20 protein-coding genes are annotated in these 23457 nt (G+C 62.9%); 15 read left to right on the top strand and 5 right to left on the bottom strand.

Annotated features, from left to right (window positions below; genetic code table 11):
• Positions 1–39: 39 nt before the first annotated feature.
• On the bottom strand, positions 40–786 hold the full coding sequence (locus tag AC0IYH_RS18965) for an NRDE family protein (protein ID WP_471835700.1): 747 nt from the start codon (positions 784–786) through the stop codon (positions 40–42).
• Positions 787–907: 121 nt separating this feature from the next.
• Between AC0IYH_RS18965 and AC0IYH_RS18960 the strand changes: the two genes are divergently transcribed.
• The 3 genes from AC0IYH_RS18960 (at position 908) to AC0IYH_RS18950 (ending at position 3454) form a co-directional block, all read left to right on the top strand.
• Positions 908–1690 carry a sulfite exporter TauE/SafE family protein gene (locus AC0IYH_RS18960; RefSeq protein ID WP_116626868.1) on the top strand — a complete coding sequence of 261 codons (783 nt, stop codon included), beginning with the start codon at positions 908–910 and terminating at the stop codon, positions 1688–1690.
• 66 nt (positions 1691–1756) lie between these two features.
• Positions 1757–2569, top strand: coding sequence for a prolipoprotein diacylglyceryl transferase (lgt, locus tag AC0IYH_RS18955; RefSeq protein ID WP_116626867.1), 813 nt, complete (start codon positions 1757–1759; stop codon positions 2567–2569).
• A gap of 51 nt (positions 2570–2620) precedes the next feature.
• Positions 2621–3454: a thymidylate synthase gene (locus AC0IYH_RS18950; RefSeq protein ID WP_101273883.1), complete on the top strand. Its 834-nt coding sequence runs from the start codon at positions 2621–2623 to the stop codon at positions 3452–3454.
• A gap of 129 nt (positions 3455–3583) precedes the next feature.
• On the opposite strand, the gene cadR is transcribed toward AC0IYH_RS18950, so the two are convergent.
• Entirely contained in the window at positions 3584–4021 is a 438-nt protein-coding gene (gene cadR, locus AC0IYH_RS18945; protein WP_116626866.1) for a Cd(II)/Pb(II)-responsive transcriptional regulator, read from the bottom strand.
• Positions 4022–4106: 85 nt separating this feature from the next.
• Here cadR and AC0IYH_RS18940 point away from each other — a divergent pair, with 85 nt between their 5' ends.
• From AC0IYH_RS18940 to AC0IYH_RS18910, 7 genes are all read left to right on the top strand, one after another.
• Positions 4107–6347, top strand: a complete 2241-nt coding sequence (locus AC0IYH_RS18940; RefSeq protein WP_471835697.1) for a heavy metal translocating P-type ATPase — start codon at positions 4107–4109, stop codon at positions 6345–6347.
• Between the two features lie 16 nt (positions 6348–6363).
• Entirely contained in the window at positions 6364–7227 is an 864-nt protein-coding gene (locus tag AC0IYH_RS18935; protein ID WP_116626864.1) for a LysR family transcriptional regulator, read from the top strand.
• Positions 7228–7445: 218 nt separating this feature from the next.
• On the top strand, positions 7446–8510 hold the full coding sequence (locus tag AC0IYH_RS18930; RefSeq protein WP_122774587.1) for a putative 2-aminoethylphosphonate ABC transporter ATP-binding protein: 1065 nt from the start codon (positions 7446–7448) through the stop codon (positions 8508–8510).
• 1 nt (position 8511) lies between these two features.
• On the top strand, positions 8512–10218 hold the full coding sequence (locus AC0IYH_RS18925; RefSeq protein ID WP_471835694.1) for a putative 2-aminoethylphosphonate ABC transporter permease subunit: 1707 nt from the start codon (positions 8512–8514) through the stop codon (positions 10216–10218).
• 23 nt (positions 10219–10241) lie between these two features.
• Positions 10242–11267, top strand: a complete 1026-nt coding sequence (locus AC0IYH_RS18920; RefSeq protein ID WP_116626861.1) for a putative 2-aminoethylphosphonate ABC transporter substrate-binding protein — start codon at positions 10242–10244, stop codon at positions 11265–11267.
• 125 nt (positions 11268–11392) lie between these two features.
• The gene (locus AC0IYH_RS18915) at positions 11393–12517 is read left to right on the top strand and encodes a TIGR03364 family FAD-dependent oxidoreductase (protein ID WP_122774589.1); all 1125 of its coding nucleotides are present in this window, start codon (positions 11393–11395) and stop codon (positions 12515–12517) included.
• Positions 12517–13071: a phosphonate degradation HD-domain oxygenase gene (locus AC0IYH_RS18910; RefSeq protein ID WP_471835691.1), complete on the top strand. Its 555-nt coding sequence runs from the start codon at positions 12517–12519 to the stop codon at positions 13069–13071. Before AC0IYH_RS18915 ends, AC0IYH_RS18910 begins: the two co-directional genes overlap by 1 nt.
• Here AC0IYH_RS18910 and AC0IYH_RS18905 read toward each other — a convergent pair.
• On the bottom strand, positions 13068–14435 hold the full coding sequence (locus AC0IYH_RS18905) for a DUF3482 domain-containing protein (protein ID WP_471835689.1): 1368 nt from the start codon (positions 14433–14435) through the stop codon (positions 13068–13070). The two genes, AC0IYH_RS18910 and AC0IYH_RS18905, sit on opposite strands and share 4 nt — an antisense overlap.
• Entirely contained in the window at positions 14428–15807 is a 1380-nt protein-coding gene (locus AC0IYH_RS18900; protein WP_471835687.1) for a DUF2868 domain-containing protein, read from the bottom strand. The genes AC0IYH_RS18905 and AC0IYH_RS18900 overlap by 8 nt, the downstream gene beginning before the upstream one ends.
• A 69-nt stretch (positions 15808–15876) precedes the next feature.
• Here AC0IYH_RS18900 and AC0IYH_RS18895 point away from each other — a divergent pair, with 69 nt between their 5' ends.
• The gene (locus AC0IYH_RS18895) at positions 15877–16389 is read left to right on the top strand and encodes a dihydrofolate reductase (RefSeq protein ID WP_122774593.1); all 513 of its coding nucleotides are present in this window, start codon (positions 15877–15879) and stop codon (positions 16387–16389) included.
• An 86-nt stretch (positions 16390–16475) separates the two neighbouring features.
• On the opposite strand, the gene AC0IYH_RS18890 is transcribed toward AC0IYH_RS18895, so the two are convergent.
• The gene (locus AC0IYH_RS18890) at positions 16476–17867 is read right to left on the bottom strand and encodes an L-cystine transporter (RefSeq protein WP_471835685.1); all 1392 of its coding nucleotides are present in this window, start codon (positions 17865–17867) and stop codon (positions 16476–16478) included.
• 242 nt (positions 17868–18109) lie between these two features.
• On the opposite strand from AC0IYH_RS18890, the gene AC0IYH_RS18885 reads away from it, so the two are divergent.
• The 4 genes from AC0IYH_RS18885 to AC0IYH_RS18870 all read left to right on the top strand — a co-directional run bounded on the left by AC0IYH_RS18885 (position 18110) and on the right by AC0IYH_RS18870 (position 23444).
• Positions 18110–19171 carry a haloacid dehalogenase-like hydrolase gene (locus tag AC0IYH_RS18885; RefSeq protein WP_116626854.1) on the top strand — a complete coding sequence of 354 codons (1062 nt, stop codon included), beginning with the start codon at positions 18110–18112 and terminating at the stop codon, positions 19169–19171.
• Positions 19172–19373: 202 nt separating this feature from the next.
• Positions 19374–19907, top strand: a complete 534-nt coding sequence (locus AC0IYH_RS18880; RefSeq protein WP_122774595.1) for an RNA polymerase sigma factor — start codon at positions 19374–19376, stop codon at positions 19905–19907.
• Complete coding sequence (locus AC0IYH_RS18875; RefSeq protein WP_471835683.1) at positions 19904–20851, top strand: FecR family protein; 948 nt, start codon at positions 19904–19906, stop codon at positions 20849–20851. The genes AC0IYH_RS18880 and AC0IYH_RS18875 overlap by 4 nt, the downstream gene beginning before the upstream one ends.
• 133 nt (positions 20852–20984) lie before the next feature.
• Positions 20985–23444, top strand: coding sequence for a TonB-dependent siderophore receptor (locus tag AC0IYH_RS18870; protein WP_471835681.1), 2460 nt, complete (start codon positions 20985–20987; stop codon positions 23442–23444).
• Positions 23445–23457 lie beyond the last annotated feature (13 nt).

Below are 23457 nucleotides of genomic sequence, written 5' to 3'. Positions count from 1 at the left end.
AGGGGGCTTGCCCCCTCCCACATGGGTTTCACAGTGTGGCTAGAAATTGAGTGTCACTTCACCCAACCTCCCACCCTGCGGCCCAAAACTGCGCTCCACCATCCGCCGCGTGCCGTCGGCATTCACAATCAGCGCCGTGCTCGCCCGCGTCCCGTAACTGGGGCTGGCAATAAATATGCTCGATAACAAACTCTCAGTCGCCAACCCCACCCCGGTGTCCGGCAACTCGGCGAACGGCGCGGTCTGTGGGTCGCTCAAGAGACTCAGCAAGGCCTCCGGCTGCGGGTCCTCCAGCGTCGCAACGAGCGCCGCCCTGGCCTTAAGCAACTTGGGCCATGGCGTATTTAGCCCCGCATTGGATAACCCATACACACCCGCCTTCAATAACGTCGGCTCGGTGTCATTGGCGTTGTAATGCCACAGCTCATCCCGCGTACCCACCAGCAGGTTAAACCCGGCATATTCAATCGAACGGCCGTTAACCTCGGCCAAATACTCGTCAATCGGCAGCGAACCGTTGAGAAACCGCGCCACCAGTTCACCCCGGGACTTGCGGGCCGGCGGCTGGTGCGGGTCGCGGATGTTGGTGAGGGCGGCAAAGCGCCCATCGGCGTTCACCCCCAGCCAGGTGCCACCGGCTTCCTGGTCGCGGCCGGCGTAGACGTGGGGCGCGTCCGGCCACTGGGCCAGCGGCAGGCTGGGGCGGGCGTAAAACTCATCGCGGTTGGCCGCGACGATCAGCGGTTGGGCGTGGCCCGGTCGCCAGGCGAAAACAATCAGGCACATCAGGCGGTTCCCTTTTGTGTTTTTAGCCACTCTACCCACTCAGGCACAGCCGTTCCATCGTATCCAGTTGGGTCGTATGCCTTCCATCCGTTAACATGCCGGACTTGATTCGGGGGCTCCCATGGAATTTCTGCTGTATTTGGCGCTGGGCGCCTGTGCGGGCGTGCTCGCCGGGCTGTTTGGCGTGGGTGGCGGGATCATCATCGTGCCGGTGCTGGTGTTCAGCTTTACCTTGCAGGGCTTCGACCCGCAGGTGCTGACCCACCTGGCCGTGGGCACGTCCTTGGCGACTATCATCTTTACCTCGGTGAATGCCGTGCGTGAGCACCATCGGCGAGGCGCGGTGCGCTGGCCGATTTTTGTGTGGATGACTGTCGGCATCCTGATCGGCGCCGGCTTCGGTGCGCTGACCGCCGAAGCGATTTCCGGTCCGCACCTGCAGAAGATCATTGGTGTATTCGCCCTGCTGGTGGCCGTGCAGCTGGCCCTGGAGGTCAAGCCCAAGGCCAGCCGCACGGTGCCGGGCAAGGTCGGTTTGACCCTGGCCGGCACGGTGATCGGCTGGGCCTCGGCGATTTTCGGGATTGGCGGCGGCTCGCTGACCGTGCCGTTTTTGACCTGGCGCAGCGTGCCGATGCAGCAGGCGGTGGCCACCTCATCGGCCTGCGGCCTGCCAATCGCCTTGGCCAGTGCATTAAGTTTCATGATTCTGGGCTGGCATGACCCCCTGCTACCCGCTCATAGTCTAGGGTTCGTGTATTTGCCGGCCCTGCTGGGCATCGCCCTGACCAGCATGGTGTTTGCGCGCTTCGGCGCACGCCTGGCGCATCGGTTGTCGCCGCGTCTGCTCAAGCGGCTGTTTGCCGGCCTGCTGTTTTGCGTGGGTTTAAACTTTTTGTTGTAACGCAGACTTAATCGCGCCCGGGCATGGTCCGGGTCGCCATAACGCATGATTTAACGAGGAGTCGCAATGCTGCCTTACCCGCAGATCGACCCGGTGGCCCTGGCCATCGGTCCGCTGAAAATCCACTGGTACGGGTTGATGTACCTGATCGGCATCGGCGGTGCCTGGTTCCTGGCTTCCCGACGCCTGAACCGTTTCGATCCGACCTGGACCAAGGAGAAACTCTCCGACCTGATTTTCTGGCTGTCGATGGGGGTGATCGTTGGCGGGCGCCTGGGGTATGTGCTGTTCTACGATCTGTCCGCGTACATCGCCAACCCGACGCTGATCTTCGAAGTGTGGAAGGGCGGCATGGCGTTCCACGGCGGCTTTATCGGCGTAATGATCGCCGCCTGGTGGTTTGGCCGTCGCAACGGCAAGTCGTTCTTCCAGCTCATGGACTTCGTCGCACCGATGGTGCCGATTGGCCTGGGGGCCGGGCGGATCGGTAACTTCATCAACGCCGAGTTGTGGGGCAAGCCGACCGACGTGCCGTGGGCCATGGTGTTCCCGCCGTTCAGCGACCCGGCGCAACTGCCGCGCCACCCCTCGCAGCTTTACCAGTTCGCGTTGGAAGGCGTGGCGCTGTTCCTTATCCTGTACATCTTTTCGCGCAAGCCACGCCCCACCATGGCGGTGTCGGGCATGTTCGCCTTGTTCTACGGGATCTTCCGCTTCATCGTCGAGTTCGTCCGCGTGCCGGATGCACAGTTGGGCTACCTGGCGTTTGGTTGGGTGACCATGGGCCAGATCCTCAGCCTGCCGATGATCCTCGGCGGCCTGGGCCTGCTGTGGTGGGCGTACAATCGCCCGCAAGGCATCAAGAACACCGCGCTTTAAATTCGAATGCCGAGGCGTGCGCGCCTCGGCTTCAACGATACGGGTAAACACATGAAGCAATATCTCGAACTACTGAACGACGTCATTACCAATGGATTGACCAAGGGCGATCGCACCGGCACCGGCACCAAGGCCGTGTTCGCCCGTCAGTATCGGCATAACTTGGCCGACGGCTTCCCGCTGCTGACCACCAAGAAGCTTCACTTCAAAAGCATCGCCAACGAGCTGATCTGGATGTTGAGCGGCAACACCAACATCAAGTGGCTCAACGAAAACGGCGTGAAAATCTGGGACGAATGGGCCACCGAAGACGGCGACCTCGGCCCGGTGTACGGCGAGCAGTGGACCGCCTGGCCGACCAAGGACGGCGGCACCATCAACCAGATCGACTACATGGTGCACACGCTCAAGACCAACCCCAACAGCCGCCGCATCCTGTTCCACGGCTGGAACGTCGAGTATCTGCCCGACGAAACCCAGAGCCCCCAGGAAAACGCGCGCAACGGCAAACAAGCCCTGCCGCCGTGCCACCTGCTGTACCAGGCGTTCGTGCATGACGGTCACTTGTCGATGCAGCTATATATCCGCAGCTCCGACGTGTTCCTCGGCCTGCCGTACAACACCGCCGCGCTGGCGCTGCTGACCCATATGCTGGCCCAGCAATGCGACCTGATCCCTCACGAGATCATCGTCACCACCGGCGACACCCATGCTTACAGCAACCATATGGAACAGATCCAGACCCAGCTGGCGCGCACGCCGAAGAAACTGCCGGAACTGGTGATCAAGCGCAAACCTGCGTCGATCTACGATTATAAGTTCGAAGATTTCGAGATTGTTGGCTACGACGCCGACCCAAGCATCAAGGCCGATGTGGCGATTTAAAGTTGGTCTCGTTCCAAATGTGGGAGGGGGCTTGCCCCCGATAGCGGTGGGTCAGTCAATGATGTGTTGGCTGAACTACTGCCATCGGGGGCAAGCCCCCTCCCACATTTGAACTACGTTCACTTGAGTTTAGTGCCCGTGGCTTCTGCCCACATGTGAATGCTCGGCATCATTGGTCACACTCCCGCTGACCTCCAACCGCTGCAAGATCCCGCATTCCGGCCCGCCGCCGCAGCGCTGGCGCAGGTCCAGCAATTGTTCCTGCAAGGCCAGCAGCCCGTCGATTCGCGCTTTCACATGGTGGATATGCTCGTCGATCAACGCATTCACGTTTTCGCACTGGTCCTGGGGGCTGTCACGTAGCCCAAGCAGGCTGCGGATTTCTTCCAGGGTCATGTCGAGGCTGCGGCAGTTGCGGATAAAGATCAGCCGTTCGCTGTGGGCCTGGGTGTACACGCGGTAGTTGGCGTCGGTGCGCGCCGGAGGCGGCAGCAGGCCTTCTTTCTCGTAATAACGGATGGTTTCCACCGGGCAGTCGGTGAGTTTGGCCAGTTCGCCGATCTTCATCGCAGCAATCTCCAAATGGGTGCTTGACCCTATAGTGGCTACAGGGTCTTTACTTGGCAACAGGCACCTTTACGGACGCGACACCATGAGCGATTCCATCCACACCCCGCATACACATGAGCACGACCCCAAGAAACTCACGCCTGTGCACGATCACGGCCATGGCGGTTCCTGCTGTGCAAGCAAGGCCGCACCCGCTGTGGTGACGCTGAGCGAAGCGCCTACCGCCGGCTCGCGCCTGAGCACCTTTCGCATCGAAGCCATGGACTGCCCCACCGAGCAGACACTGATCCAGAACAAGCTGGGCAAGCTCCCCGGTGTGCAGCAGCTGGAATTCAACCTGATCAACCGCATCCTCGGCGTCACCCACGACCTGCCGAGCACCGCGCCGATCATCGACGCGATCAAATCCATCGGCATGCAGGCCGACCCTATCGAAGAGGGCGCGCCTGCTGCCGCGCCACCGGCCAAGAAACATTGGTGGCCGTTGGCGTTGTCGGGCGTGGGGGCGGTGGGCGCCGAAGTGCTGCACTTCACTGGCGTCGCGCCTACTTGGGTGATTGCCATCGTGGCGTTGGTGTCGATCCTCAGCGGCGGCCTCACCACCTATAAAAAGGGTTGGATCGCCCTGAAAAACCTCAACCTGAACATCAACGCGCTGATGAGCATCGCGGTCACCGGCGCGGTGTTGATTGGCCAGTGGCCTGAAGCGGCGATGGTGATGTTCCTGTTTACCGTGGCCGAGTTGATCGAAGCCAAGTCCCTGGACCGTGCGCGCAATGCCATCAGTGGCTTGATGCAGATGGCCCCGGAGCAGGCCACGGTGCAGTTGGCTGACGGCAGCTGGGTTGAAAAGGAAGTCAAAAGCATCGAGTTGGGCGCCATCGTCCGAGTAAAGCCCGGTGAGCGCGTCGGCCTGGACGGTGAAGTCACTGCCGGCCAATCCACCATCGACCAGGCGCCGATCACCGGTGAAAGCCTGCCGATTGAGAAGACCGTGGGCGACAAAGTCTTCGCCGGCACCATCAACCAGGCGGGCTCCCTGGAGTACAGAGTCACGGCAGCGGCCAACAATTCGACACTGGCGCGCATCATTCACGCCGTGGAACAGGCCCAGGGCGCCCGCGCACCGACCCAGCGTTTCGTCGACAGCTTCTCGAAAATCTACACCCCGGCGGTTTTCCTGTTTGCCCTCGGCGTGGCGCTGATCCCGCCGCTGTTCATGGCCGGCGCCTGGTTTGACTGGATCTATCGCGCCCTGGTGCTGTTGGTGGTTGCATGCCCTTGCGCCTTGGTGATTTCCACCCCGGTGACCATCGTCAGCGGCTTGGCAGCAGCGGCGCGCAAAGGCATTTTGATCAAGGGCGGCGTGTACCTGGAGGGCGGTTACAAGCTTGATTACCTCGCCCTCGACAAGACCGGCACCATCACCCACGGCAAGCCGGTGCAAACCGATTACCTGGCGCTGTTTGCCACCGTCGAAGACAGTGCGCCGGCCCTGGCCGCCAGCCTGGCCGGGCGTTCCGACCACCCGGTGTCGCTGGCAATTGCCAAGGCGGCTGTGGATAAAAACCTGCCGAGCCACGTTGTGGATAACTTCGAGGCCCTGCCCGGTCGCGGGGTGCGCGGCGATATCAACGGGCAAACCTACCACCTGGGCAACCACCGCCTGGTGGAAGACCTGGGGCTGTGCTCGCCGGAGCTGGAAGAGAAACTCTTCGCCCTGGAGAAACAAGGCAAGTCCGTGGTGCTGCTGCTCGACAAATCCGGCCCGCTGGCGCTGTTCGCCGTGGCCGATACGGTCAAGGACAGCAGCCGCGAAGCCATCCAGCAACTGCACGACCTGGGCATCAAGACCCTGATGCTCACCGGCGACAACACCCATACCGCCCAGGCGATTGCCGCCCAGGTCGGCATCGACCAGGCCCAGGGCGACCTGTTGCCCACCGACAAACTGCAAGCCATCGAAGCCCTCTACGGCCAAGGCCGTCGCGTCGGCATGGTTGGCGACGGCATCAACGACGCCCCGGCCCTGGCCCGCGCCGAGATCGGTTTTGCCATGGCTGCCGCCGGCACCGACACCGCCATCGAGACCGCCGACGTGGCGCTGATGGACGATGATTTGCGCAAGATTCCGGCTTTCATTCGTTTGTCGCGGCAAACGTCGAGTATCCTCAAGCAGAACATCACCCTGGCGCTGGTGACCAAGGCGATCTTCCTGGCGATCACGTTCATGGGCATGGCCACTATGTGGATGGCGGTGTTCGCCGACATGGGCGTGGCCCTGCTGGTGGTGTTCAATGGCCTGCGCCTGTTGCGCAAATAGAGGATGAGAGGGTTTTGTGCTGAGTGCCGAGTTGAAGGCGTTTTTCATGGTCGCCCGCCTGGGCAGCATCACCCAGGCGGCGAAAAAACTCGGCCTCAGCCAGCCCACGGTCACCACCCAGATTCGCAACCTGGAAAGCCAGTACGGCGTTGAGCTGTTCTACCGCGGCGGGCGCCGCCTCACCGTCAGCGACGAAGGCGCGCGGCTGTTGCCGATGGTCAAGGCGTTGTTGCAGCAGGAAGCGGATATCGAGTTTTTCCTGCGCAACAACGGCCAGGTCCAGGGCGCCTTACGGATTGCCGCGACGGCGCCGTATTACATTCTCGATCTGGTCAAAGCCTTTCGCGAGCGCCTGCCTCAGGTGGAAGTCTCGGTGGAAATCGGCAACTCCCAGCAAGTGCTGGAAGCGCTGGATGACTACCGCGTCGACGTCGCCGCCTCCTCGCAACTTCTGGAAGACCCGCGCCTGATCCGCCGCGTCCTCGGCACCGACCCGCTGGTGCTGGCAGTGCATCGTAACCATCCCCTCGCGGCGCTTGACCATGTGCCGCTCACCGCATTGGCCGGGCACACCTTGTTGATGCGCGAAGCGGGCTCCACCACGCGGCGGCTGACCGAAGAGTTGTTGCAGGGGGCTGGCGTGAGTCATGGGCCGCTGCTGGAAATCGGCAGCCGTGAGTCGATTCGCGAGGCGGTGCTGCGCAATATCGGCATCAGCATTATTGCCCGCCAGGAAGTGCCCCATGATCCGCAGCTGCGGGTGCTGACGATTGAGAATGCGCCGCAGATTCCGGAGTATTTGTACTGCCTCAAGGAGAGAAAGGGCGCGCGGCTGCCGGCGGCGTTTCTGGGGTTGGCGCAGGAGATGTCGCCGCTCTGAGGGCCTCATCGGGGGCAAGCCCCCTCCCACACTTGAATGTGTTCGCAGATCAAAATGTGGGAGGGGGCTTGCCCCCGATAGCGGTAGTCCAGACACCCCACCTCCCTGACCCCTACCCAAATCCACCAATACCACTATCACTCCCTTTTGCCTTTCTGCCACACCAGGGAAGCATTGCCCCCCTAGCATGGCCTTCATCCGCTCGATGAGGTGCCACCATGCACACAGCCCTGACCCAACCCGGCGCGCCCATGAAGGTGCGCGGTATCCAGAAACGCTTCGGCGCCTTCACCGCGCTGGACAACGTGTCCCTGGACGTCGCTGCCGGCGAGCTGGTGTGCCTGCTGGGCCCGTCGGGCTGCGGCAAGACCACCTTGCTGCGCTGCATCGCCGGCCTGGAGCGCCAGGACAGCGGCGAACTTTACCTGGGCAACCGCGACGTTTCCCTACTGCCACCCCAGGCGCGGGACTACGGCATTCTGTTCCAGTCCTACGCGCTGTTTCCCAACCTCAGCGTGGAAGCGAATATCGGCTACGGCCTCACCGGCAGCGGTCGCGATGAAGTGCGCCAGCGGGTCGGCCAGATGCTCGAACTGGTAGGGCTGCTCGGCAGCGAAAAGAAATACCCCGGCCAACTCTCCGGCGGCCAGCAGCAACGCGTGGCCCTGGCCCGCGCGCTGGCACCGGCGCCTTCGTTGCTGCTGCTGGACGAGCCGATGTCGGCCCTCGACGCCCGTGTGCGTGAGCACCTGTGCACCGAGCTGCGCCAACTGCAACGGCGCTTGGGCATCACCACGCTGATGGTCACCCACAACCAGGACGAAGCCATGCTGATGGCCGACCGCATCGCCGTGATGAACAACGGCAAGGTCGAGCAATACGCCACGCCCCAGGAGATTTACGACCGGCCGGCCACGCCGTTCGTGGCGGAGTTTGTCGGCCAGGGCAACTGGCTGCCGTTCAGCCGCAACAGCGCCAGCCACGCCCAGGTCGGCGGGATGAACATGCGCCTGGCCGACGATGCCGGCGTGGCCAAGTCCGGCCGCCTGTTCTGCCGCCCGGAAGCCATCAGCGTCAACCCGCCGGTGCATGAAGAAAACCTGTTCCCGGCCAAGGTTCGCGAGATCACCTTCCTCGGCAACCGTTGCCGCATGAGCTTTGAGCTGGAGCAACTGCCCGGCCATCCGCTGCTGGCCGAACTGGCTCCGGAGGCCATGCCACGCCTGGGTGCCCAGGATATCTGGGTGGCCTTGCCGCCGCGCAGCCTGCAGGTGTTTGCCTGAGATGGCCGCTGTAATGACAGCGCCGCGCCAAGTGTCCCGTGCCGAAATCGGTGACCGCCTTTTTGTCGTCGGCGGCAAGCTGTTGTGGCTGGTGCTGCTGGGCATCGCCGTGTTGCTGCCGTTGCTGGCGATCTTCTGGCGTGGCTTCAGCAGCGAGGCCGGGCAGGGCGGTGGCCTGGTGGCCGCGCGGGAAATGCTCGCCAGCGAAAACTTTCACTGGCTGCTGGGCAATAGCCTGAAAGTTTCCCTCAGCGTGGCGGCCATCGTCGTACCGCTGGCCTACCTGTTTGCCTACGCCCTGCAACGCACATTGATCCCCGGTAAAGCTATTTGGCGCGGCCTGTCGCTGTTGCCGCTGATGGCGCCGTCAATGTTGCCCGGCATCGCGCTGGTGTACCTGTTCGGTAACCAGGGGATGTTGCGCGGCTTGCTCTCGGACAATATCTACGGCTTCTGGGGCATTGTGCTTGGCGAAGTGATCTACACCTTCCCACACGCCTTGATGATTCTGCTGTCGGCGCTGTCCCTGGCAGATGCACGTCTTTTCGATGCGGCTTCAAGCATGGGCGCCAGCCCGGCGCGGGCGTTTCGCAGCATCACCTGGCCGGCCACGCGCCAGGCCGTGTTCGCCGCGTTTTGCCTGGTGTTCACCCTGACCATCACCGACTTTGGCGTGCCCGTGGTGGTCGGCGGCGACTATCAAGTGCTGGCGCTGGAAGCCTACAAGGCGGTGGTCGGCCAGCAGCAGTTCGGGCGCGGCGCGTTGATTGGCATGGTGTTGCTGCTGCCGGCGCTGTTCAGTTTTGCCGTGGATGCCTGGCTGCGCCGCCGGCATGGCGACTCCATGAGCGGCCGCGCCCAGGTGTTCCAGCCGGCGCCGTCGCGCGCAAGGGATGGTTGCTACCTGGCGATCGTGCTGCTGATCTGCGCCGTGTTGCTGCTGGTGTTCGGCATGGCGGTGTACTCCTCGCTGGTCAAATTCTGGCCGTACAACTTGTCGCTGTCCCTCAGCCATTACCAGTTTGAAGACACGGCCGGCGGCGGTTGGCTGGCCTATCGCAACAGCCTGACCATGGCCCTGTGCACGGCATTGGTCGGCAGTGTGTTGATTTTCACCGGCGCCTACCTGATGGAAAAAACCAAGGGCCAAAAGGGCCTCAACCTGGCGCTGCGCATGCTCAGCTTTGTGCCGATGGCCGTGCCGGGGTTGGTGCTGGGCCTGGGCTACGTGTTCTTTTTCAATCTCAACGGCAACCCGCTGCATGTGTTCTACGGGACCATGACCCTGCTGGTGGTGTGCACCATTGCTCACTATTTGACCACCGCACAGATGACCGCCACCACCGCGCTGCGCCAGTTGGACGCCGAATTCGAAGCCGCCGCGTTGTCCCTCAAAGCACCGCTTTACCGGCATTACTTGAAAGTGACCGTGCCGATCTGCCTGCCGGCGCTGCTGGATATCGTGCGCTACCTGTTCGTGTCGGCGATGACCACCGTGTCCGCCGCGATCTTCCTCTACAGCCCCGACACCATCCTCGCCGCCGTCGCCGTGTTGAACATGGACGACGCCGGCAACGTGGGCGGCGCGGCGGCCATGTCGACCCTGATCCTGTTCACTTCGGCCGGCGTATCGCTGCTGCTGGCGTGGGCCTCACGTGGCGCGTTGCGCCGCTCCCAAGCCTGGCGCCAGACCGCGCCCGGCCAATAAAACATCCCTGAAGGAGGTGCTCCATGTTCAAGCCCCTGGCCCTGGCCGCTGCCGTACTCACCGCGTTCAGCCTGAATGCCTTCGCCGCAAAAACCGAGCTGACCGTGTACACGGCCCTCGAAGCCGAGCAGTTGAAGAGCTATAAACAGGCCTTCGAAAAAGCCAACCCGGACGTTGAAATCAAGTGGGTACGCGATTCCACCGGCATCATCACCGCCAAGCTGCTGGCCGAAAAAGCCCGCCCGCAGGCCGACGTGGTCTGGGGCCTGGCCGCCTCCAGCCTGGCGATCCTCGACCAGCAGGGCATGCTGGATAACTACGCGCCAAAGGATCTGGACAAGATCGGCAAGAACTACCGCGACGCCGCCAACCCACCGGCCTGGGTCGGCATGGACGTGTGGGCTGCGACCATCTGCTTCAACACCGTCGAAGCCGAAAAACAGGGCCTGAGCAAACCGGTGAGCTGGCAGGACCTGACCAAGCCCGAGTACAAGGGCAAGATCGTGATGCCCAACCCGGCCTCGTCGGGCACCGGCTTTCTGGACGTGAGCGCCTGGCTGCAAACCTTCGGCGAGAAGCAGGGCTGGCAATACATGGACGATCTGCACCAGAACATCGGCCAGTACGTTCACTCCGGTTCCAAGCCGTGCAAGCTGGCGGCGTCGGGGGAGTTCCCGATTGGTATTTCGTTTGAATACCCGGCGGTGCAGCTCAAGCGCCAGGGCGCGCCGCTGGACATCATCCTGCCCAAAGAAGGCCTGGGCTGGGACATTGAAGCCACTGCGGTGATGAAGGGCACGGCCCATGCTGACGCCGCCAGAAAGCTTGCGGATTTCTCCGCCAGCGCGGCGGCGATGGACTTGTACAAGGATAACTTTGCCGTGCTCGCGCAGCCGGGGATTGCCAAGCCGCAGACTGAATTGCCGGCGGATTATGAGCAGCGGTTGATCAAGAATGACTTTGCCTGGGCGTCGAAGAATCGCGACAGCATTTTGGCTGAGTGGCGCAAGCGGTATGACGGTAAGTCGGAGAAGGTGGCGGGGCAGTAAGGTTTTCTTTAGGGCTGATGGCCTCATCGGGGGCAAGCCCCCTCCCACACTTGATGGTATTCACAAATCAACATGTGGGAGGGGGCTTGCCCCCGATAGCGGTCTTGAATACAGGACATCACTTCATGACACACCTACTGATCATCGGCGCCGGCATCCTCGGCCTCTCCCACGCCTACGCCGCCGCCAAGCGCGGCCTCAAGGTCAAGGTCTTCGAACGCAGCGCCACGCCGTTGGGCGCCTCGGTGCGCAACTTCGGCCAGGCCCTGGTCACCGGCCAACCCCCCGGCCCGATGCTCGACCTGGCACGCCAGAGCCGCGATATCTGGGGCCACTGGGCGCAGGCGGCCGGCATCCAGCTCAAGCGCAATGGCTCGTATTTGTTCGCCCGCACCGAGGCCGAAGAGCATCTGCTTGAAGCCTTCTGTGCCGGTCGCGCCCGAGAACACGGCTACAACGTCGATCTGCTGCAAGGCGCGGCACTCAAGGAGTTGTACGGCGGCCAATTCCGCCATCACCGCGCCGCGCTGCACGGCAAGGACGATCAGCAGCTGTATTCGCGCGAGGCGATCCCGGCGCTGATCAACTACCTGAGCCAGGAAATGAACGTAGAGTTTCACTTTTCCACCCTGGTGCGCGATGTTGAACCGGGCCAATTGCACAGCACCGCAGGCAGCTTTCGCGGCGAGCAGATCATTGTGTGCTCCGGCCACGACTACCAGACCCTGCTGGCCGAGCAGATGGCCGAACTCAGCCCGCAAATCTGCCGCCTGCAAATGCTGCGCGCGCGGCCTGCGCTCAACCTGAACCTGCAACACGCCTTGCTCACGGGCCTGAGCTGCGTGCACTACGGCGCCTTCGCCGACCTGCCGCAAGCCGCGCCGGTGCAGGCGCAGATCCTGCGCGAGACGCCGCACTTGCATGAACACGGGATTCACCTGCTGATCAGCCCCACGCCCCATGGCGAACTGATTATCGGGGACTCCCATCATTACGGCAGCGATGCCGTGCCGTTCAACGCCGAGCAGGTCGATGACTGGATGATCGAGCTGGCCGAACAAACCCTGGGCTGCAGGATCCAGGTGGTCGAGCGCTGGCAGGGCGTCTATGGTTCGCGTGGGCCGGGGCCGTTTTCATTCCTGCAAGCGGCCCCCGGCGTCAGTGCGGCGTTGATGCACACCGGCGTCGGCATGAGCGTCGGGCCGGCGCTGGCCGAGCGCAATATCACAACACTGTGGGGAGCCGCGTGATGAACCCGGAACAGGCGATTGCCGAGGTCTTCGGCTTGTATGAGCAGCACGGCACGGCGGATTACATCGGCGAGCCGGTGTCGCAAATCGAACATATGTCCCAGGCCGCGCAGTTGGCGATGGCCGAGGGCTTTGACGATGAAGTGGTGCTGGCGGCGTTCTTCCACGATATCGGGCATATCTGTGGCGAGGGTGGCGAGAACATGGGCGGTTACGGCGTGGTCAGCCATGAGCGGCTGGGCGCCGATTACCTCCGGCGCGCGGGCTTCAGCGAACGCATGGCCAAGCTGGTGGAATACCACGTGCAAGCCAAGCGCTACCTGACGTTCAGCCAACCGGACTACTACGCGCGCCTGAGCGAGGCCAGCCGCCGCACCCTGGTTTACCAGGGCGGCGTGATGACGGCCGAGGAGGCCCAGGCCTTTGAGCAAGACCCGCTGTGCCAGGTCAGCCTGCGCATGCGCCACTGGGACGAGCAGGCCAAGGCCATGCACGTGCCGCTGCTCGACCTGGAAGTACTCAAGGCCAAGGCTCGGCAGCTGCTCGCGGCCTAGGTTTCGTCGAGGCGCCGGGCCAGGGCTTCGACCTGTTCCTGGCGCTCGGCATGGCTGAGCCTGGCGTGAGGGTTGAGGGACGACCATTGCGGGTGGGCGCGGGCCTTGTGCAGCGCGTCCGGCAATTTGCCTTCGCGCCAGGTTTTGTCTTGGGGCGTGTCGACCTTGATGCTGTGCATCGCCGCATGGCCGCGCAGGTTCAAGGCCTTGAGCAGCTGGCGCTGGCGCAGGGCGAGCAGGCGCAACACGCTGTCGTCGACGGTCAGCTCGCGCTGGCCCTTGAGCTTGCCGAGCAGACGGCTGCCGTAGCTGCGCGCGGTTTGCAGCGCGCCACCGGCTATGGCGCCTGCGAGCGCGGCGGCGCCGAGGGTCAGGCCACCGACCAACAGATCCACACCGGCACCGGCCGCCGCACCGGCAGCGATCCCGCCACCGACGCGCACGCCGAGCTGCTTGAGGGTTTCGGGGTTGAACAGGTCATCGCCCCAGCGCCCGTCCAGCAAGGGTAAGTCGCTGGCGGCGGCGTCCTGCGGGCGGAAGCCGAACAGTTTGAGCAACGCTTCCACACACTTTTGTTCACGCTGGCGCACGGCCTTGCGCAAATCGCCGATGGCTTGTTGCTCATCTTCAGTGACCACACTGCGTCGGCACGCCGCGCAGTCGATCAACAGTTCGGCGATCAAGCGCGCGGCGCTTTGCTGGCGGGCCTGGCGTTGGGCCTCTTGATCAAGGATCAGCCGTTCAAGCTGGGGCCGCGCGTTTTCCAGCAGCAGGGCCAGGCTTTCATACAGGCGCCGCTCGCCGTCTTCCGGTGGGGCCACGCTGTCGAAGCGCACCAAGGCGTGCAGGCCGAGGCGGGCCAGGGCTTCGCGCCAGTCCGGCTCGCGGTGGTCGCTGCTGCTGACAAAGTTGAGCACCGGCAGCAGCGGCTTGCCGCAACTGGCCAGCACTTGCAGCTCGTCGCGGTACTTGGCCAGTACCGGTTCGCGGGCGTCGATCACATACAGGCCAGCGTCGGAGGCCAGCAGTTGGCGCAGCACCTTGGCTTCCTGTTCGAACCGCTGGCGCGCTTCGCTGCCTTCCAGAAAACGCGCCAGGCGCGCCGGGCCATCGAGGCGTTCGCCGGGGCGGTCCAGGCGTTCCAGGTAGTCGAGCAGGGCGATGGCATCTTCCAGGCCGGGCGTGTCGTAGAGCTCCAGCAAGGCGTCGCCGTCCACCGACAGCCGCGCGCCTTCCACATGCCGCGTGGTGCTGGGGCGATGGGAGACTTCGCCGAAGCCGACGTCACGGGTGAGGGTACGCAGCAGCGAGGTCTTGCCGACGTTGGTGTGGCCGACCACGGCGAGTTTCAGCGGTTTAGTCATGACCGGTCTCCAGCCAGTTCAGCGGCGCGCAGTCGGCGAAGGGCAGCTCCAGTTGTTGCAGCGCGGCGTGCCAATCGCCCAGGCGCTCGGCGTCCAGCGCCTGGCCGGGCGGGGCCTGCAGCAGCCACACGCGGGTGGCCGTGGCGCTGCGCGCGAGTTCGGCGATGAGTGCCAGGCTGCCCCGGTCCGGCGAGCGCCTTGGGTCGCAGGCGATGGCCAGGCGTGCGGGCGGGAAGCGGCTAAGTTGCTCCAGGAGCTTGTTGCGTGATTCGCGGCTGTCGAGGATGCCGGCGTTGTTCACCTTGGCCGGCAATTTGGGAGGCCAGGGGTGCTGGTCGTCCAGTTCGATAGCCACCAACAGGGCGCCGTCGCTTTCCAGTTCACTGACCCCGCCGCTGACGTGGTGCAGCTGTTGCGGCGCGGCATCGTTGACCCCCAGGCGCTCGCTGCTCGGCATCAGGCGTTCGCGCAATTGGCTGTAGCCGGGCAGGTTGAGGTCCAGGTGCAATGTGTCGCGCCCGGTTTTCCAGCGCCACAGGCACAGCAGCGCGAGTACCAGCCGGGGCAGCAGGCCGTAGACCAGCAGCACCCCGACCAGCCAGGCGGCCCAGGCCTGGCGGGCGCTTTCGATATTCAGCGCGGAGTCGCCGCTGGCGCGGATCATCTCCACCGTCGGCACGTTAAAGCCAAGCAAGGCGGGCAGGGCGCCGAGGGCCTGGGTCACGGCCACAAAGGTGTCGGCGCCGAGGATGGTGGTTTCCCACACAAAGCCGTAGCGGCGGGTGGCGAGCAGTGTAAGAAGAATTACCAGGGCACTGAGCAACGCCAGCAACCACAGGCTGTTGACCAGCACGCCCACCGCCCAGCGATTGAGCTTCTGGCGCTGCAACAGCAAGAGCAGCGCGGGCGCCAGCTGGGCGGCCTTGGCGTCGCGGGCGAGTTTTTCGCTGAGCCACAACCATAGGCGACCGAGGCTGGCGCTGTGTTCGCCGGCAAACAGCAGCCCGAGGGCCCAGCTGATCAGCAAAATCAGATTCAACCCAAGCAGGCTGCCCAGGGCCCAGAACACATTGACCGGGTTCAAGCCATTGCCCAGCGCGGCAAAGGCCAGGCCGGCACCGCTGACCACGGCGACGATCGCCAGCAGCACCAGCGCCAACCGTGCACCTTGCAGCCAGCGGGCGAGGGCGGCGGTCAGGCCATCGCGCTCGGCCAGGTGCAGGGCGCGCTGCTGGATGCGCGTGGGCAAGTCGCCACCGGCCGTGCGGGCCAGGCGGTTGGCTTCCAAGTCTTCCAGGGCGCCGGCGTGTTCTTCACGCAGGCGCACGGTTTCCGTCAGCCAGAGTTTTTGCAGCGGGTTCAGTGCAGTCACGCGCCGTCCTGTTGAGCTGGTGAGGTTGGAGCATAACCGCTGGGTCGTTGCTCTGGTATTCTCGTCGGCATGAAAAAAACTCTCCCTTTAAGCCTGATCGCAGCCCTCGGTGAAAACCGTGTGATCGGCGTCGACAACAGCATGCCCTGGCATTTGCCGGGGGATTTCAAATATTTCAAGGCCACCACGCTCGGCAAGCCGATCATCATGGGGCGCAAGACCTGGGATTCCTTGGGTCGACCGCTGCCGGGGCGCTTGAACCTCGTGGTTAGCCGTCAGACCGACTTGGCGTTGGAAGGTGCGGAAGTTTTTCCGTCACTGGAAGCCGCAGTTGAGCGGGCCGAAGCCTGGGCGCTGGAGCAGGGCGTGGACGAGCTGATGCTGATCGGCGGCGCGCAGTTGTATGCGCAGGGGCTGGAGCAGGCGGATCGGCTGTATCTGACGCGTGTGGCGTTGAGCCCGGAAGGGGATGCGTGGTTTCCGGAGTTTGATCGGGGCCAGTGGAAGCTGGTGTCGAACCTGGAGAATCCGGCTGAGGGAGATAAGCCGGCTTACAACTTTGAGGTGTGGGAAAAGGCCTAAAAGCATCGGGGGCAAGCCCCCTCCCACATTTTGATCTGTGAATACTTTCAAAGTGTGGGAGAGGGCTTGCCGCCGATAGCGGTCTATCAGGCCTGCGCTAACTCAGCATGCTCATCCGCATCCAGCAGCGCCTTATCCGTCTGCCCCATGACCTGGCTGGTAATCGCCCCCGCCGTCATCGAACCATTCACGTTCAGCGCCGTGCGGCCCATATCAATCAGCGGCTCCACGGAAATCAGCAGCGCCACCAGTGACACCGGCAAGCCCATGGCCGGCAGCACGATCAGCGCGGCAAACGTCGCCCCGCCACCCACGCCCGCCACACCGGCCGAACTCAGGGTCACAATCGCCACCAGGGTCGCGATCCACAGCGGGTCCAGCGGGTTGATGCCCACGGTCGGCGCAACCATTACGGCCAACATCGCCGGGTAGAGGCCCGCGCAACCGTTCTGGCCGATGGTCGCGCCGAACGAGGCGGCGAAACCGGCGATGGATTGCGGGATGCCCAGGCGGCGGGTCTGCGCCTCGATGCTCAGCGGGATCGCCGCTGCGCTGGAGCGGCTGGTGAAGGCAAAGGTCAGCACCGGCCACACCTTGCGGAAGAAGCGCAGCGGGTTGATCCCGGCCAGCGACAGCAGCAGGCCGTGCACCATAAACATCAGGCCCAGGGCCAGGTACGACACCAGCACAAAACTGCCGAGCTTGATGATGTCTTGCAGGTTGGAGCCGGCGACCACCTTGGTCATCAGCGCCAATACGCCGTACGGCGTGAGCTTCATCACCAGGCGCACCAGGCGCATCACCCAGGCTTGCAGGGTGTCGATGGCGTTGAGCACTTTCTGGCCTTTTTCCACGTCGTCCTTGAGCAGTTGCAGCGCGGCAACCCCCAGGAACGCGGCGAAAATCACCACGCTGATAATCGACGTCGGCTTGGCCCGGGCCAGGTCGGCAAATGGGTTGGCCGGCACGAACGACAGCAGCAACTGCGGGATATTCAGGTCGGCGACCTTGCCCGCGTAATCACTCTGGATCACTTGCAGGCGCGCCATTTCCTGGGTGCCGGCCACCAGGCCCTCGGCGGTGAGGCCGAACAAGTTGGTCAGGCCGATACCGATCAGCGCCGCAATCGCAGTGGTGAACAGCAGCGTGCCGATGGTCAGGAAGCTGATTTTGCCCAGGGACGCGGCGTTATGCAGGCGTGCCACGGCACTCAGGATCGAGGCAAATACCAGCGGGATCACGATCATTTGCAGCAGTTGCACGTAACCATTGCCAACCAGATCGAACCAGCCGATGGAGGCCTTGAGCACCGGGTTGCCGTCGCCGTAAATCGTGTGCAATGCCGTACCAAACAGCACGCCCAGGACCAGGGCAAACAAGACCTTCTTGGCGAGGCTCCAGTTAGTACGGCGGGTTTGTGCCAGGCCCAGCAGCAGGGCCACGAACACCAGTAAGTTGAGAATCAGGGGCAGATTCATTGAAGCTCCGTTGAGAAGGCAGCCAATCGCGTGAGCCTGCGATTGCGAACCGGGAAGCGTAACAGCTTGAAATATAATGATTTAATACCGATATCGAATGATGACTGTCGTTTTTGGAATAAGCGCTTGACGCTCAGGCGTATGCCGTTGGCGGGATCAGGACGCACGCGGTCGCGCTCAACGTGGGAATTGTCACAGGGATTTGTTAGCGTCGATGTCTTTCACTCAGGGAGACAACGCCTATGAAGCTCGCGCCGAAACTACTGGTATCCGCCGCACTTTGTCTGGGGCTCGCCAGCCAGGCGTTCGCCGCCACCGAGTTGAAACACTGGCCGGCGCCGGCCGCCAAGCAACTCAACGAAATGATCGCCGCCAATGCCAACAAGGGTAACTACGCGGTCTTCGACATGGACAACACCAGCTACCGCTACGACCTCGAAGAGTCCCTGCTGCCCTACATGGAAAACAAGGGCCTGATCACCCGCGAAACCATGGACCCGTCGCTGAAGCTGATTCCGTTCAAAGACACCGCCGACCACAAGGAAAGCCTGTTCAGCTACTACTACCGCCTGTGTGAAGTCGACGACATGGTCTGCTACCCGTGGGTGGCGCAGATCTTTTCCGGGTTCACCCTCAAGGAACTTAAGGTCCAGGTCGACGAGCTGATGGCTTCCGGCAAGCCGGTGCCGGTCAGCTACTTTGAAGGCGACGTGGTGAAAAAATCCGAGGTGCAGCCACCCAAGGTCTTCACCGGCCAGGCCGAGCTGTACAACAAACTGATGGAAAACGGCATCGAGGTGTATGTGATGACCGCCGCCTCGGAAGAATTGGTGCGCATGGTCGCGGCCGATCCGAAGTACGGCTACAACGTCAAACCCGAGAACGTCATCGGCGTGACCACGATGCTCAAGGACCGCAAAACCGGCGACCTGACCACCGCGCGCAAACAAATCAGCGCCGGCAAATATGACGAGAAGGCCAACCTCGGCCTCGAACTCACCCCCTACCTGTGGACCCCGGCGACCTGGATGGCCGGCAAGCACGCGGCGATCCTCACTTACATCGACGAATGGAAAAAACCGGTGATCGTCGGCGGCGACACACCGACCAGCGACGGCTACATGCTGTTCCACGATGTGGACGTGGCCAAGGGCGGCATCCACTTGTGGATCAACCGCAAGGACAAATACATGACCCAACTCAACGGCATGATGGCCAAGCACGCGGCGGCGCAGGCCAAGGAAGGCTTGCCGGTGACGGCGGACAAGAACTGGGTGATTGTTAAGCCGGAGGAGATTCAGTAGGACCGAGTCGCCCTTATCGCAGGCAAGCCAGCTCCCACATTTAAAAGTATTCACAAATCGAAATGTGGGAGGGGGCTTGCCCCCGATGGCTATCTCAAGACCCCCCAAAACCCCAGCAAAAATAGATATCAATTGCGAACCAATCTCATCCTCTGCTAGCGTGCACACCTCCTGACCCCTCCGTTCTTCTCAAGGTAGTGCTGTGTCCTCCTGGAATTCGCAGATTGCGCGCCTGTTCGCGGAGCAGAAGAAAGCCCTCGAAGCCTTCGTCACCCGCCGCACCGGCAGCGCCCAGGTGGCTGCCGACCTGACCCAGGAATCTTTCCTGCGCCTGGCCCGCCTGGATTCCGGCGAGAAGATCGACAACCTCCCAGCCTTCCTCTTCACCATCGCCAGCAACCTGGTGCGCGACCACCAGCGCCAGGCCATCCGCCGTGAGCGCCTGGACGCCGGTGAGCCCAGCGAAGAACTGCCCTGTGGCAACCCCGGCGCCGACGAACAATTGGCCGCCTACCAACAGGAGCAACTGATGCAGGATGCAATCCTGGCGCTGCCCGCAGCGACTCGGCAGATCTTCCTGCTCTATCATGTCGACGAACTTTCCTATCGCGAGATCGGCGAACGCCTGTCGATCACCCCGCGCAGTGTGGAATACCAATTGCGTCGCGCCTTGATTGAATGCCGCGCCTTCATCAAGACGCGGCTTGCCTGCGATGCACAAGGACGTCGGTCATGACTGCCACACCCACTGCCGACGAACTGTTCGCCGAAGCCTCTGGCTGGTATTTCCGCCTGCAGGCCGAGGACGTGACGGCGGCCGAAATGGACGCGTTTGCCGCCTGGCTCGGACAAGGCCAAGCCCAGGATGACGCCTGGCAGGAAGTGCAGGCCATGCTCGGCGGCCTGCGCGAACCGGCGCGGGTGGTTCGTCGCGCCGAACAGGCCGCCTGGCGCAAGCCGGCGCGCCGCTGGGCCTGCGCCGCCGCCGTGCTGTTGGCGATAGGCCTCTCGGTGCAAAACACCCCCTGGCTCGACCGCCTGCGCGCGGACTACGCCACCGGCACCGGCGAATCGCGCAGCATCGAACTGGCCGACGGCTCCCACCTGCAACTCAATACCGACAGCGCGGTGCAAATCCGCATGAGCGCGGGTGAGCGGCAGATTCGTTTGCTGCGCGGCGAGGGGTTCTTCGAGGTGACCAAGGACCCGGCGCGGCCGTTCGTGGTGCAGTCCGGGGATGGCTGGGTCAAGGTGGTCGGCACCCAGTTCAGCGTGGCGCGGCGCGATGCGCAGACGCGGGTGCAGGTGGCGCAGGGCAAGGTGCAGGTCAGCGCGGGCAGCGGTGACACGGTGTACCTGGAGCCGGGGCGGGCGGTGGAGTATCAGGGCCAGCAGCTTGCCGAGGTGCACGGTTTCGATCCGGCCAGCGGCTTTGCCTGGCGCCAGCGGCAGTTGGTATTCCGCCAGCAGCCGTTGTCGGAAGTGGTCAGCGAACTGAACCGCTACTGGCCGGGCAAGACCCTGGTGCTCGGCGATGCGCTGCGCAACCGCGTGGTCTCCGGCGTGTTTGAAATCGACAAACCCGACGCGGTGATCAAGGCGCTGGAATACACCCTCAACCTGCATGCCGAGCACTACACCCCGTATTTGCTGGTGTTGCGCGACGGCAAAGCGTCCTGACGGCAACTTTCTCAAAATATTTTCAGGGTTTCTCCGTGAGCCATCGTCCTTGATCACTGAGGCGCAAATAGTAAGCACTCTCAAGTAGTGCGGCGCCGATCACCGACTTTTTTTGCACCGGGGAGCACCATCCATGGCACACCGATACGCCGCACGGCCCTTGCTGGCACTAGCCATTTCCATGGCCAGCGGCATTGCGCCGCTGTATTTGCAGGCCGCTGAGACCAACCAGGCCCAGACTTACCGCTTTGATATTCCGGGGCAAAGCCTGGACGGCGCGTTGGCGGCGTTTTCGGCGGTGACGCGGGTGCAGGTGTTGGTGTCCGGGGAGTTGACGCAAGGCGTGACATCCCCGGGTGTGCGCGGCAACGTGGGCCAGCGCGAGGCCCTTGGCTTGTTGCTGGGTGGCACGGGGTTGAACGCGGCGTTTATCAATGCCGACACCGTGACCCTGGAAAAGCGCGTGGACAGCGGCGGCGCCCTTGAAGTCGGTGCCACCACCATCAGCGCGGACCACCTGGGGACGACCACCGAAGGTAGCGGTTCCTACACCACCGGCGCCGTGACCATTGGCAAGGGCACGCAAAAGCTCAAGGACATCCCGCAGTCCGTCAGCGTGCTGACCCGCAAGGCCATGGATGACCAGAACATCAGCACCCTGACCCAGGCAATTGAAGCGGTGCCGGGCATGGCGTCGGTCAAGTCGCCGGGACCGGGGATGTTCATGTTTGCGCGGGGGTTCGAGATCGAATCGCTGCAATACGACGGCGTCCCGGTGCCGCGCAACGTGTATGCGCTGGGCAGCTACATCACCGAAAACATGGTGATCTACGACCGTATGGAAGTCATGCGCGGAGCCGCTGGCCTGTTGCAAGGCGCGAACAGCCCGGGCGGCGCGGTCAACCTGGTGCGCAAGCGCCCGCAGGCCGCGCCCACCGTGACCTTGAGCGCCAAGGCCGGCAGCTGGGACCGTTATGCGTCCCAGGCGGACGTCGGCGGCCCGTTGAACGAAGCCGGCACGGTTCGTGGGCGGGCGGTGGTCAACTACGAGAAAGGCCACTCCTTCACCGACTATGTGTGGAACTGGGAACAGACCGTCTACGGTGCGCTGGACTTTGACCTGGACGATGACACCACCCTGGGCGTCGGTTTCAGCAACAAGAAGAGCCACGGGCGCCCGTACCTGATCGCGTTGCCGCGCCACACCGATGGCAGTGCGCTGGATGTGTCGCGCTCGACGTATACCGGGGCGAGCTGGAACCGCTCGTTTAATGACCAGACGGCGGTGTATCTGGATCTTGAGCATCGCTTTAATGATCAGTGGAAGTTCAAGGCTTCGGCGCTGGCGATGAATGAGTCCAATGAGGCGACGTATCAATTCATTGTCGGTGCGGTGCCGTTGGGCAGTACCCAAAGCGGCAGGTACGCCGACTATTCCACGGACTTCTACGGCAAGAACCGTGGCATCGATGCTTACGTCCGCGGCGATTTTGAAGCGTTGTCGTTCAAGCAAAGCCTGGTGCTGGGCGCCAATTACTCCAAGTACAACACCGATGATGGTTATGCCCGTGCGTTCACGCCGGGCGCCGATCTTGGCGCTATCGACCATCACCGTCCGCAGCCGTCCTACAACAGCATTGCCGACCGCGCCAACTTGGCTTTGAGCACCTACGACATCACCCAGAAAGGCATCTATGGCACTTGGCGGGTCAACCTGACCGAGCCCCTGACCTTGATCCTCGGCGCCCGCACCAGTTGGTATGACTTTGCCTTCGATCAGGACAACTACTACGCCCGTGAGTACGAAGAGGGCGGTGAGAAAAACTCGGTCAAGAGCAATGGCAAGGTCACACCGTTTGCTGGCCTGGTGTATGCGCTGGACGATCAGTGGTCGGCGTATGGCAGTTACGCCGAAGTGTTTATCCCGCAGACCCAACTGACCCAGCAAAAGACTGGCCTGCCGCCCATTGAGGGGCGCAACTACGAGGTGGGTATCAAAGGTGAGTTGATGGACGGCCGCCTCAACACCTCCCTTGCCCTGTTCCGCTATATCCACGAAAACCGCGCCGTCACCGACTTCAGCACGGACATCGATGGTCCAAACGCATGCAGTGGCTGGTACTGCTCCACCGCCTCGGGCAAGGTGCGCAGCCAGGGGCTGGAGGCTGAAATCAGCGGCCAACTGGCGCCGGGCTTGCAGGTCAGCAGCAGCTACACCTACAACACCACGGTGTTTTTGAAAGACACCGAACTCAAGGGCAAGGTCTTCAGTACGGCGGTGCCCAAGCACATGCTGCGGATCTGGGGTGATTACAAGCTGCCGGGGGATTTCAGCCGTGTCAGCCTCGGCGCCGGGGTTAACGCGCAAACGGCAACCACCAGCTTCGATCGCAACTTCGGCCAGGCCGGTTTTGCCATCTTCAATTCGCGGGTGGCCTATGAGGCCAGTGATGAAGTGACCCTGGCGGTGAATGTGAACAACATTTTGGATAAGCGTTACTACATCCCGTCCTACAGCCAGTTGGTGGGCAACAACTACTTTGGTGACCCGCGCAACATGATGTTCAGTGTGACTTACAAGCCACAGTTCTAAGCATCCCCACAAA

This window comes from Pseudomonas sp. AC463 (genome assembly GCF_979253585.1).
This window is presented reverse-complemented; position numbering and strand designations above follow the sequence as displayed.